The sequence below is a fragment of the Avibacterium paragallinarum genome, from assembly GCF_900450705.1.
GTDB lineage: Bacteria > Pseudomonadota > Gammaproteobacteria > Enterobacterales > Pasteurellaceae > Avibacterium > Avibacterium paragallinarum.
In genome coordinates, this window is sequence record NZ_UGHK01000002.1 from 744338 (window position 1) to 758230 (window position 13893).

A 13893-nucleotide genomic window follows, 5' to 3' on the forward strand; every position below is an offset into this window, starting at 1 on the left:
AAAAGGAATTTTAGCTATTTTTTCGCACTATCGCTATAATATTTGCGAATTATTTTTATTTACTCTAGTCGTTTGATTTCAAAATAATGCGGGTGATCTTTGGGATAACGCCTTGCTTATTTTGAACTGCACAACGATATAATGATGAAAAACCAACACAAGGAGAAAAAATGACAGCAATTCAACGTTTTCATACCAATGCCCGCTTAGCCGAAATGTGCGTTTATAATGGCGTCGCCTATTTAGCGGGGCAAGTGCCAGAAAATACCCAAGCTAATGCCTATGCTCAAACGAAAGAGGTGCTAGGCTTGATTGATAAATTGCTCGCGGAAGCGGGTTCAGACAAAAGCAAAATCCTGAATGCCCAAATTTATTTAGCCAATATGCAGGATTATGCGGAGATGAATCAGGCGTGGGACGAATGGGTGGATCGCCAAAATCCGCCAAGTCGAGCCAGCGTAGAAGCCAAGCTCGCTTCACCTGAATGGAAAGTTGAGATTGTGATTAGCGCGGCGGTGTAAAATACAAAACCTTCTAACAAAGCGAATACAGTTTAGTTATAACGACAATTCCACCAGTAAAGGATTATGATCGGAGCTGGTAGTTTTTATCGTGCGGGCGTTTTTCACCTTGAAGCCTCGCACGAAAACCCAATCCAGTGGGTTTGAAAAAAATCGCAAACGATCATCAGGCTGAAACTGCACAGGGGTTAAACCATAAAGTGCGGTCAGTTTTTGGATTAAATCTATTCGCCCACGATTCCACGCATTAAAATCGCCCGCCAGAATAATCGGGCCTTGATGGGCTTGCAATAATTGAAACATCGCTGTGAGTTGCTGTTGATAGTGGGCAGGATTCCATTCAAAATTAACTAAATGCACATTGATGATTAACAGCCTTTGCCCGTCTGCCAGCGGAAATGCCATCGCGTTTCCTACTTTGGGAATGCGAATCCAAGGCTCTACAGAAGCCCCCGCACAATAAAAACGCGGTGTAAAACGGCTGAGCAAATCCACGCCAGATTGCTGCCCTAAATAAGCAAAACTGCTGGTATAAAGTGCGGTAGGAAATTGCGATGAAAATTGCGAATCTAGATGTTGCCCGCTGGACACTTCTTGCAAAAATAAAAAATCCTTGCCCTCGGCGAGCGTTTTCAACTGTTCCTGCCAGCCTCAATCTTGCCCTTTGTGCATATTCCACACCAGCAAGCGAAAATCCCGCTGTGCAATGGGGTCAATGTTCCCATTGGTGTGAAAACAAGCCACAGATTGATCTAAGGCTTGCCGTTGATAGGATAAAGTGCGAGCTGTTTGAAACTGAGTTTTTGGCACAGGGAAAATCGCTAAGCTGTACCAAAGATAGCCTCCCCCCATAAAAGTTAAACTAAATAAGGCAATAAAAAAGAATTTTAATTTACTCATTTTGATGTATTTTAAAAATTTATCTTTATAAATAATAACAGTTTACTTATACTACGCCAATAAATTTGGCTTGTTACTCCATTCCAATCTCACTTATCAAATGGAAAAAAATCAGCCCCTTTTCTTAGTGAAATTCATTGATTAAGGCATTTTAATGAACGTTTATACCTACATTTGTTTTCTCTCTGCTATTTCTATTTTTGTTGGTTTCATTACTCAGAAAATTAATGACAAAATTCAATATACTATAGCAATTACAGCAACCTCAATGGTCGCCTCATTACTTTTTCTGATAATGGGTCATCTTAATTGGCTCAATATTGATCAACTTGCTCGCGGAATAATGGAACAAATTGATTTCAAAAGTTTCCTACTCAACGGTATTCTAGGTTTCTTACTTTTCGCTGGAGCATTGGGGATAAAGCTCCCTGTAATGCAAAGCCAAAAATGTGAAATTACAATCCTTGCACTTTTCTCCACCTTCGCCTCTACCTTTCTGATCGGCATAACTTTTTATCTCCTTACTTATCTATTAGGTTGGGAAGTGGATTTCATCTATTGTATGTTATTTGGAGCGTTAATTTCCCCTACCGATCCTATCGCTGTTCTTGCCATTATTAAAAATCTCAAAGCACCGAAAAAGCTCTCAATGAAAGTAGAGGGTGAGTCCTTGTTTAATGATGGCGTAGGGTTAGTCATTTTTACCACTATTTTCGCCGTTGCTTTTGGAGGAAAACAGCCAACATTAAGCGATGTAAGCGAACTCTTTTTTATGGAGGCGGGTGGCGGCTTGCTGTTTGGCTTAGTACTCGGCTTAATTGCCCATTTACTTATTTCCTCCACTGATGACGGAAGCCTAGAAATACTCCTTACACTTACTATTCCAAGTGCAGGCTTTATGATTGCTAATTTACTCGAAGTTTCTGGAGCATTAGCAATGGTGGTATCAGGTATTATTATCGGGAATTGGACAAGACATACGGGATTTTCAAAACAAAGCCAACATTATTTAGATCACTTTTGGGAAATGATCGATCACTTTTTAAACTCACTCTTATTTCTATTAATTGGAGCAGCAATGCTGTTGGTGAATTTTACTTATCAAGGTATCATTCTCAGCCTGCTCGCTATCCCACTTTGCTTAATTTGTCGCTACATTAGCGTATGGACACCTTTTAAATTTCTCAGTATGAAAACCACCTATAATCCATATACTTTAAGAATTCTTACTTGGGGAGGATTACGGGGTGGACTTTCTCTTGCAATGGCAATGTCTATTCCCGTAGGCAGTCTTTACATTTCTAAAATTGGAATGAATGTACGAGATTTACTTCTCGTAATGACTTACACTGTCGTAATGTTTTCAATTCTTGTTCAAGGAACAACTATTGAAACGATGGTGAGAAAATCTAAAGAAGCTACTCTGCAAGCAAGAGGATATATAAACTTAAAACCTGAACACAAAAAATAACTCTTATATAGAAAATTGTTATATCGTAACTTATTCTATCTTTTAGAGGGATGACCTTTCGCCCCAAGAGTTAAAATATTTTGGTTAGAAAAACTAAGCCGTTGTTTATAAGGCTTAGTTTTTTATCTAATGACAGCAATCATTTAATATTAAAGCTCCCTGATATAAAAAATCTTAATTTAATATAGCTAGCGTTCTCGTAAACTCTCACTTAATGTTGCCTGTAATGGGCTAAGTAAATAATTTATTACTCTACGATTCCCTGTCTTAATTTCCGCACTTACTTTCATCCCAGCCGTTAATTTCACTTTCCGATTATCTATAAACAAAAAGTCTTCATCTAAGCTAATCACTGTTGAAAATACCAAGCCCAACTTATCATTTTCTATCGCATCAAAGCTAACACTTTTAACAGAGCCTGTAATATAGCCATAACGCGTATAGGGAAAAGCCTCTATTTTAATAGTAACGGGCTGACCAACCTTTACAAAACCAATATCTTGATTACTAATAAATGCCGTTACCTCAAGTTTATCTTCTTGAGGAACGATAACCATAAGTTGCTGAGCCTCTGTAACAACACCGCCAACAGTATGAATGCTAAGCTGTTGTACCGTACCTGTAACTGGTGATTTTATCGTTGTCGTACTCTGCCGTTGTAAAGCCTTCTGTTCTTCAAAAACAAGTTGCTCAACTTGCTCATTTGCCTGACGCAACCCCTCTCTAATATTTCGAAGAAAAGTGTACAACAATAAATCATAAGACTCTTGAGCTTGTTTAATACTAGATTCTATTTCAACAAGTTTACTTTGCTGAGAGGCAAGCTCATTCTTAAGGTTAATAAACTTACTCTCTTGTTCCAAAAACTCGTGTTTTGCAATAATTTTTTTCTTATATAGAGCATTAAAATCATTAAACCGCTCTCTCTCAATCTTTTCAAGACCTCGATATTTCTCAATCTGAAAAAGGATCGTTTCTTTTTCAGCAAGCCGCTGTTCTAATAATAATTTCGCCTGTTTACGTTCTGATGTAAAAGCTTGGTATTGTTCAGAAACAAGTTGTTGTGATTGCATAATATCAACTTTATCAAAATCCCTATTATCGGGAATTTTCAATACGGGCATCTTTTGCTCTTCAATTACTGCTAAAAGTGATTCCGCCCTTAATTTTGTCAATAATGCGAGAGATAAGGATTTTTTCGTTTTCTCATAATCAGCCTCAACCCCTAATGTTGTCAGCTTAACTAAATTTTCTCCTTTTAAAACACGCTGTCCATCAACAACATAAATGCCATCTACTATAGCTCGTTCAATTGGTTGAATTACCTTACTACGCCCACTATAAGATAACTTACCACTTGCAACCGCAACAACATCAACTTTCCCCCAAATAGACCAAATCAATGCAATGATAATGAAACAAACAATAGCTCGGGCAACCCATTTCGGTAATGCAGATACTGGTTTTTCAATTAATTCTAAATGTGCAGGTAAAAACGCATATTCATCAGACTCACGCTTGGGTAAGTCAAATGTTTTCCGTTCTCTCCATACTTCTTTGATATGGCGATAATATTTACCTATAAAATTATGAATACCACGACAATATAACCCCATATTAAAGCCCTGACTGTAATTGATTTAAATATGAATATAGCCCATTTTCATTCTCTAATAACATATCATGAGAGCCACTCTCTACGATGTTTCCTTGTTCCATAACAACGATTTTATTAGCCATTCTAATCGTAGATAAGCGATGAGCAATGATAATAACAGTACGCCCGCGACAAATCGAATTCATATTTTGCATAATTATTCTCTCAGACTCATAATCTAATGCACTAGTTGCTTCATCAAAAATTAAAATTTTAGGATTAGAAATCAACGCTCTCGCAATAGCAATTCGCTGACGTTGTCCACCAGATAATCCCGCACCTTGTTCGCCAACCAATGTATCATAACCTTCAGATAATTGCGTAATAAAATCATGAGCACCTGCCAATTTAGCTGCAATGATCACCTTCTCCATTGAAATTCCAGGTTCACTAATTGCAATATTATCTCTAATACTTCGATTTAATAGAACACTATCCTGTAACACAACCCCAATTTGTCGCCGTAACCAATTTGGATCAACCACAGAAAGATCTTGTCCATCAATATAAATACGCCCAGATTGCGGAATATATAATCGTTGAATTAATTTAGCGATAGTACTTTTACCTGAACCAGAACGACCTACAATCCCGACAACCTCTCCCGCTGATAATTTCAACGAAAAATCTGAAATAATATCTCTATCCTCAGGTTTATATCTAAACTTAACATTTTCAAAAACAATATCCCCCTTAATTTCCGGTAGAGCTAACTTACTTTTTGCTGTCTCCATTGGTGTGTTCAGAATATCACCTAAACGCTCTACTGATATCCCTACCTGCTGAAAATCTTGCCATAGCTGAGCCAAACGTATAACTGGCGTAGCAACCTGGCTTGCTAACATATTAAAGGCAATTAATTGCCCAATACTCATATCGCCACTAATTACTAGATGAGCACCTAACCAAAGGTTAATCACCATCACTAATTTTTGAATTAACTGTACGCCGTTTTGTCCTATTATTGCTAATTTAGACACTTCAAATCCGGCTTTAACATAACCAGCTAATTGCTTATCCCAATATTCAACCATTTTAGGCGAAATAGCCATAGATTTAACAACATTAATGGCAGTAATAGATTCCACTAAAAAGGCTTGGTTATCTGCATTTCGAGCAAATTTTTCATCTAATTTCTTCCTCAATATCGGCGTAATTATCATTGACCATATGACATAGCAAGGTAATGACAATAAAACAACCAACGTAAGCCATCCACTATAGAACCACATTACACTTAAGAAAATAAACGAAAAACATAAATCCAATAATGAAGTAAGAGCCTGACCTGTTAAAAAATTACGGATGTGTTCTAATTCTCTCACTCTTGCAACCGTATCTCCAACTCGACGAGCCTCAAAATAAGCTAAAGGTAATGCTAATAGATGGCGGAAGAGTTTTGCTCCTAATTCCACATCCATACGACTTGTGGTGTGAGAAAAAACATAGCTACGTATCGCACTTAATAAGACTTCAAATAAAATAATAATACTCAAACCAACGGCAATGACGTTTAAAGTATTAAATCCTTGATGAACAAGAACCTTATCCATAACAACTTGGAAGAACAGTGGCGTAATCAAAGCCAAAATTTGTAGCACTAATGAAATGGCAATCACCTCATACAAAATTCTTCTGTATTTAATAATGGCTGGAATAAACCAAGTAAAATCAAATTTTGCTAATTGTCCTAATACAGAAGCCCTAGAAGTTAATAAAATAATTTGCCCTGTGTAACGTTGTGCAAAATCATCTGCACCTAAAACGATAGGCTGCTTTAATGCCAAATCATGAATTAAATATTTATTCTGCCTATTATCAATTTTTGCCAAAATAAAATGTTGCTTATTTTCTCCATCCCAGACCAACACGGGTAAATTAATAAAAGACAAACGAGAGATCGATTTATTAGACACCCTAACTTTAAAACCCAAAGATTTTGCTGCCAACTGCCAATTGACTAAATCAAGACCAGCTCCATAAAGATCAAACTGATGTCTTATATCCTCCGTATTAACCGCAATGCCATGAAAACGAGCTAATAAAACCAGTGCATCCAATGCATAATCATTTTTGTGTTCTTTTGTATTCATATTTATATCCATAAAAAAGGTAACTTAGCCTCCTAAGTTACCTCTATTTACCACTTAGCTTCAGAATCTATTTCCAATTCGCTGCCAAAATCGTATCTAATTTTGCATGATAATCAGCTGATAAATGAATTTGCCCAGCCGCGGGAACATCAAAATTCGCCATTGCCGTAACCAGTGAATCAATCTGAGATTCTACCAATCGTTTTCCATCACCAGCAATAATCGTTTCTATTTTATGATCCTCACTATGGGTTGAGCTATACCAATCATCAATGATAATACTATCATTTGTACCAATAACATTGATCACAAGATCATTATCCGATTTTTTAAACCATAATTGATCGGCATTGATTCCGCTATTAAATTGCAATATATCATTACCAGATTCTTCTTTAATTAAGTCATTGCCATTTCCACGAGAGAAAATATAAGTATCATTACCAACACCGCCCATTAAGAAATCACTACCATTTCCCCCTATCAATGTATCATTACCTGCATAGCCAATTAAACGGTTATTAGACTCATTGCCTTCCAACACATTCTCTAACCCATTACCTGCACCTGAAATAGGTTTTTCGCCAGATAATGTTAAATTTTCCAAATGGGTAGATAAAGTATAGGAAACTGAAGAAATCACTTTATCAATACCTTCGCCTGCCATTTCCACCACCTCATCTAAACTAGAATCAACAAGATAGATATCATCGCCTTTCCCACCAATCATAACATCATCACCTAATCCGCCATCTAAACGATTTGCTCCCGCATTACCAAGTAAACGATTGTTGTCATGATTTCCAGTTGCATTAATATTGGCATCGCCTACTAGCATCAATTCCTCAACGTTATCAGATAACTGATAGGAAACATTTGATTTAATCACATCATAGCCACCATTTAGTGTTTCAATAACAAGATCTCTAGCATTATCTACGATATAAACATCATCACCCTCAAGCCCTTCCATTGTATCGGCTCCAGATTTTCCATCTAAATAATTTCCTACGGCATTTCCTCTGAGTGAATCATTTTGAGACGTACCTAAAAAGGTTTGCTGTAATCTTTCTAAAACAGAAGGGCTGGTATCAGTTAAATTATTTTTAACAATTGCTTCCAAACGATTATTTCTTACCCCTTTCAAAGTAATATATTGCGTATCTTCGCCTGGCGTACCAAACCATAAACGAGAATAAATCTCCCCGTTAATCAACATTTCCTGCATTGTTAAAGACAATTGACCGCGATACTGGGATATATCAATTTTCTCATTAGGATTATTTACATCAAAATCAGTAATCAAGTTTTTCAACACCCCTCTTCCCACACCTTTTGAGGTATCTTTTACCACAATAAATTTATCATTACCGCTTCCCCCAGTCGCAGAAGCATTGCTAAACTTAACATTATTTAAGGTAACGGGTTTTGTATATAATTGATTATCGTACCCAATCGCCGACTCATCGCCTTCTAAGTAAATCGTATCATTACCCGCATCGCCGCCCAGTGAATCTAATCCATTCCCACCATAAAGGATATCATCACCAGCACCTCCACGAACAATGTCATTTCCATCACCGCCATATAGCGTATCATTTCCACCATTAGGTTGATCCGTGCTATGTTCTCCAACTAGCACATCATCCCCTAACCCGCCATATAAGGTATCATTCTTATTACCACCAAAAATACGATCGTTTCCAGCTGAACCCCAATAAACCACTTCCACATCTGGTAACCCCGTCTCTTGGGCTGAAGATGAAAACCCATAAGCATAATAATCGCGAAGGAATAAAGGATTAAATTTCTCCGCCGTAATCACAACATTATCTAACCCCAAGCTTTCACTTTGCACATTAACCAAACGCACAGTTTGTCCATCACCTAAATGAATAATCGTATCCTTTTCGTCCTGCTGTAGATTTAATCGTTTCAAGGTTGAAAATTCACTTAATACTAATTTATCAATGCCAACTTTAAAATCAGTGATAATATCTTGATTGCCAGCATATTTATTTATAACAAAGATATCTTTTCCACTTCCTCCAGAAAGCTTATTATTGCCCTGAGCACCATACAAAATATCATCGCCCTCAAAACCAAACAGCATATCATCACCTCTTCCACCAATGAGCAAATTACGCTTAGCATTCCCCACTAGCACATCATCGAAATCACCACTGATAACGCCTTCAATTGCAGACGGATCATCAATAGATAACTTTTTGCTATTTAAGTATGCTTCTCCATCAGCCAGGTTCACATAAACCGCACCATTTACGGCAGCAGCATTAATCACATCAAAGCCACCGTCAGTATCCGATAAGCGATTTTTTCCCTCTACAGATTGATATTCATCAGTATAGATATAAGTATCACCGCCATCATCGCTTGAACCATAAAGGCTTAAGCTCCAATCATGCAAAATCCCTGTTTTTCCTGTATTTGCATCAAAAACTTGCAAACGCCACTGCCCATTCGGATCTTCACCTTTTAAAAGTGCGGTGTTAAATGTGTATTGTAATGTTTTGCTATCATAAAAGTCTTTATCCCCTGTATATTCATCACTTCCCTCAACCCAACCTGGGCGATTCATTAATATAGATTCCGTACCAGAAGGTGAAATCAGCTTAATAATCACATCACTGGCTTGTTCATGGGTTAAATTGACAGACACTAACACATTCTCCAAGACAATATTCGCATTGCTCACCGTCACAGAAAATTGATGTCCGCTATTATCCTCTAGTTGAAAATCAATTTGACCAGAGGAATAGATTTTATCTAACCGCACTTCATTCTTATAGGTTTCTTGGTTATGCCAGTTCTCGGCTAAACGCACAGCCGCTTGAGCATCCACCACGCCATAACCATAGTCATGACTTACATGCCGACCTCCCCCATTCCAGTTTTTATCACCATTCCATTGCCAACTGTTCCCAACAGACTTATCCCCTCTTGCCGTCAATGAAAGTATCTCTTGTATATCACGATAGCCTAATTTTGGGTTAGCTTCCAACATCAATGCCACAACGCCTGAAACAATCGGTGCGGAAAAACTTGTTCCATCAACGGTTGAATAAGATTCTCCCAACACGCCCCCATTTTTATTCACCAAACGGCGTGAAGAAGAAACCACCTCCGAACCATGAGCACTCACCAATACACTCGCCCCCGCATTCGAATAACCCGCAACTTCAGATAAACCTTGAGCATTGAGCTGAACAGATCCCACCACAATAGTATAGGGATTACTGGTAAGATAAGAATAATTTGCATTTCCACCTTTTAATCTTTCATTACCTGCTGAATTAACAATCACCGTCCCCAAACCATCACGCCCTTCTTTCAACGCGGTCAGATAACGTTCATTCATCCACGCATCCATTTCTGATTGCTTAGCCTTATCTTTCGCGAGAATCTGCTTCGCAAAATTGACATTATTTCCCCAACTATGGTTAGCAATATCATAATTTTTCATTTTTAATAAACTAGAGGTATCCGCACCAACCCAATGGCTTGCTGTCGTTGCATGATAAGCAACGCCAACCCCGCCATCACCATTACGAGCCCCCACCATCACACCTGCTACTTCTGTTGCATGCTTACTAAAAACCTTATCCTCTTCTCGGGTATGAAATTCATAATCATACAACCAATCTTTATCAATATTTTCCCGCAATTCAGGATTACGATAATCAGCCACTTCCTCAGCAACTGAAAATGGCCCACTTGGTTCAAATTGCCCTATTTTAATATTCTTACCCGTATAATGCTGCCAAACAGGCACAACATTATCTTCCTGCAAATAATATTGCTGATAAAAAAGTGGATCAGCTGGCAAATCAGGGGTTTTAAAATACACCTGCCCCACTTTTTCCTTTCCACCTACCACCAAACCATGATGATTAGACTCATCAATGATATTATATTTAAACCCAGCAACACCCCGATAATTTGGATCTGGTGTAAAAATAATTTCACGGGCTTCATTAACAGAAATCTGCCCGCCTTGCACATCAAAAGCTTGAGCAACAATTAAACGCTCCCCTTGAATATCAAAATCATTCTGTAACAATTGTTGCTGAGTGATAACAAAAGGACGCTTACCATCAATCAACCGCCCTTCTTTATCCTTATCAATAATATCCATCACCGGCAATGGATTGTGAATAGCAGTGCCATTTTGAGGTAAAATATACCCCACCACATTTTTAAAATTCGCTTTTTCAACATGGCGAACAAAATCTGTTCCATCGCGACCTTGCACCTTGTCACTAATTAACAACCCACCTTCAACTTCAGTAAATTGATAATCTTCTAAATTTCCTGAATATTCAACAATATCCTCACCTTCTCCGCCGTCAAGAAAATCATCACCGCCATCACCACTGAGCATATCGTTGCCGGCACCGCCTAATAGCACATCATCATCGGAGCCGCCCCACATAAGATCATTGCCATCATCACCTGACAAATAATCATTACCACGATGCCCACGCAACACATCATCGCCAGCCTGACCAGAAAGCGAGTCACTACCATTTTCACCAGAAAGGGCATCATTGGCAGCACTGCCGAGAATAATATCATCCCCATCACCGCCCCTCACATAAATCGTGCTATTACCCGAAGAATAAATCACATCATTTCCACGCCCGCCTTGCATAGCTTCCACTTCAGCGGCATGTAAATCAATCGTAATGCCTTTATCGCCAACAACTTGAATAATATCATTCCCTGCTCCACCATGAATATTATCTGGGTTATCATCCCCATCAATAATTAAAACATCATCCCCATCACCCGCATAAAAGGTATCACTACCAAGATTACCCGCCAACCAGTTATTCTGCCCATCGCCATATAACACATCATCGCCCGTGCCTGCTGCAATATTTTGCACCCCTAAATCCACCGCACTTAATGTTTCTCCTGTTGTCACGGTGGAAGTAAAGGCTGATGTTGCCGCAATACGCCCATCACGTTGGGTTTCAACCTTCATCCCATTTTGCAACTGCGTAAACAAATTCCCTCTTGGGTTGGCTAAAAAATTCACGGAGGCTACACCATAATGCTTAACATCCACTATGCTTGTCACGACTGTTTTACGCCTAAATCCTGAACGACGTCGCTCTGTTCTAACCGTTCCACGACTAAAGCTCCCCTCCGCTAACAATTCATTTTGCTGATAATACTCACCGCCTTTTTCTTTATACGCTAAATTTATTTCCGTAATTCCCAATGATTTCAAATCAAACAATTCTTCTGAATCTGTTATGCCGTTTTGATTTTTATCCTTCCATACTCTCACTTGAGCAAAACCACTGTCTCTTTCATTAAACAGTCCATCATGGTTGCTATCTAAGCTTCGTAACGCTTCAAAACCATTACGAAAATGTTTTTCACCGCTCTCACCATCTCGCCCTGGTCTGCCACCATAATATTCAGAAAAGACCTCACTGATATTATCAATTTTACCGTTGTTATTTAAATCCCTAACCAACAAACCATCTTCAGCACTCACCCAGCCCGTTTCTTCCAAGGCTCCATCATTATCAATATCAAATAAGACCGCATTTTCCGTATAGCCCGTGAGTTTCACCCCATCACCATTTAAATCTAGCACCAACGGATCCACCGGCAAACGAGAACGACCAAAATTCGCCATATGATTAAGTTTTAAATAATCTTTTTGAGCAGTTGGCTTTGAAGAAAGAGCGGATTCTATGATAGGGCTACGAGAAAAGTTGTTATTAGTTACACGATAATCATTCGACAAAATATTGGCAGTAAATGCATTAAAAGTATTATCCACACTGCCTTTTTCTCCATGGTCAAAATTTAATGCATGGGAATCAGACCATAATCCCCAACCGTGATTTTTATACACGGGATCATATTTATATTTTCCATCTGCAGTTTTTTCGAGGGGGTTAGATGAGGAGACTTTAAAATCATTTTTAGTTGGGATTTCATAATGTTTTTTCATCTCTTCTGCCGTCATATGATAACCATAAGTAAATGGGGCAGGCATAAACTTAACATTTAGACTCGGTTTAGGAGGAATATATGTTTTTGATGAAAAATTTTGCACATCAATATTATTTCCATCACGAAAAACCGTTATGTTCATCTTATCACTAGTATATGAACTAATACCATTATTAGTATCTATATCCCATAGATAATTAACTAAATTCTCACCAAAATTAGAGCCAGCATATGAAAAAACAACTCCTAACCCCCAAGGGACTATTTTATTTACTACTGGTGCTTTTAATTGTGGAATAAGGGCACTTACTCCATATCCTAATCCAGCACCTATAGTCGCTCCATAAGCACCGAATTGTAAGGCTGATAGCTGTGCGGTAATCGTTTTAGCAATTCTATTAGGATCTCTAGACTCAAATGAGACAGCTATTTTATATATAGGATCAACATACTTAGCTCCCTTTTCAACTAGAAAGAGTTTTACTGAATATGGCTTTGTAAGAAGCTTATCTAATTCAGTAGATCGTTTTAATGCTTCATCTAACTGATTTCTAACAAATTTTGATGCATCCTCAATACTTTGCAAACCTGCCTGCTTAGATAGCTCAAATATAATCACAGTATTTGAATCTTTTCGTTTATTTTCATCTACCATAACGATTCACCTTTAACTACTCTTCCTATTAAATAAAAGAAATTAAAAATTATTGTATTATAAATACCTTGTGATACCATAAGGAATACTATAGCCATATTAGATACTACCCCACCAGTCCATAATAACCTATCCATACGAGGAACAACACCAGGGAAGAAAAGACCAAATACCCAAAATCCAGATAGGCAAAGATATACGAAAATCAAAAATGGTATTGCTTTATAAATAGGCAATTTATCAATATTGAGTATATGCCAATCTCCTAAGAAAATTATTCCTGATATATAAGAAAAAGTGAAAAACAAGCCTAAATAAAAAGAACAAATAAAGATAAATATCGATTTAGTTGGGTCTTCACTTAAAAAATGAATACGCTCTTCAGCATTGATTAGAAGAAATTTGTTTTTTTCAATGATATAACTCTTAAATTCTAAAGGAATAGCATTATAAAATAAGACTAAACACCAACCTAACAGAACAAGAAAAATAAATAAATAGCCAATTTTTTTATAAAAAGGATGTTCCATTTTCTCTCCTACTAATTAAAACCAAGAATTCTTTTTAGGATCAATGCTATCAAACGGTAGTATAGTCAA

7 protein-coding genes and 1 pseudogene are annotated in these 13893 nt (G+C 37.7%); 2 read left to right on the forward strand and 6 right to left on the reverse strand.

Annotated features, from left to right (window positions below; translation table 11 throughout):
- Positions 1-170 precede the first annotated feature (170 nt).
- The gene (locus DXZ23_RS08410) at positions 171-521 is read left to right on the forward strand and encodes a RidA family protein (RefSeq protein WP_017806766.1); all 351 of its coding nucleotides are present in this window, start codon (positions 171-173) and stop codon (positions 519-521) included.
- Positions 522-557: 36 nt separating this feature from the next.
- Here the strand turns inward: DXZ23_RS08410 and DXZ23_RS08415 are convergent.
- Positions 558-1160, reverse strand: a pseudogene (locus DXZ23_RS08415) (endonuclease/exonuclease/phosphatase family protein); the annotation flags it as partial.
- A 12-nt stretch (positions 1161-1172) separates the two neighbouring features.
- Positions 1173-1421, reverse strand: coding sequence for a hypothetical protein (locus DXZ23_RS15905; protein WP_017806768.1), 249 nt, complete (start codon positions 1419-1421; stop codon positions 1173-1175).
- A 154-nt stretch (positions 1422-1575) separates the two neighbouring features.
- Here DXZ23_RS15905 and DXZ23_RS08420 point away from each other — a divergent pair, with 154 nt between their 5' ends.
- Positions 1576-2892: a cation:proton antiporter gene (locus tag DXZ23_RS08420; protein ID WP_017806769.1), complete on the forward strand. Its 1317-nt coding sequence runs from the start codon at positions 1576-1578 to the stop codon at positions 2890-2892.
- A 188-nt stretch (positions 2893-3080) separates the two neighbouring features.
- Here the strand turns inward: DXZ23_RS08420 and DXZ23_RS08425 are convergent, their stop codons facing one another.
- From DXZ23_RS08425 to DXZ23_RS08440, 4 genes are all read right to left on the reverse strand, one after another.
- Positions 3081-4508, reverse strand: coding sequence for an HlyD family type I secretion periplasmic adaptor subunit (locus tag DXZ23_RS08425; protein WP_021724213.1), 1428 nt, complete (start codon positions 4506-4508; stop codon positions 3081-3083).
- Between the two features lies 1 nt (position 4509).
- Positions 4510-6642, reverse strand: coding sequence for a type I secretion system permease/ATPase (locus tag DXZ23_RS08430; protein ID WP_017806771.1), 2133 nt, complete (start codon positions 6640-6642; stop codon positions 4510-4512).
- Between the two features lie 67 nt (positions 6643-6709).
- The gene (locus tag DXZ23_RS08435; protein WP_017806772.1) at positions 6710-13294 is read right to left on the reverse strand and encodes an SPM autocatalytic domain-containing protein; all 6585 of its coding nucleotides are present in this window, start codon (positions 13292-13294) and stop codon (positions 6710-6712) included.
- Positions 13288-13824 carry a hypothetical protein gene (locus tag DXZ23_RS08440; protein WP_017805828.1) on the reverse strand — a complete coding sequence of 179 codons (537 nt, stop codon included), beginning with the start codon at positions 13822-13824 and terminating at the stop codon, positions 13288-13290. Before DXZ23_RS08440 ends, DXZ23_RS08435 begins: the two co-directional genes overlap by 7 nt.
- Positions 13825-13893: the final 69 nt, after the last annotated feature.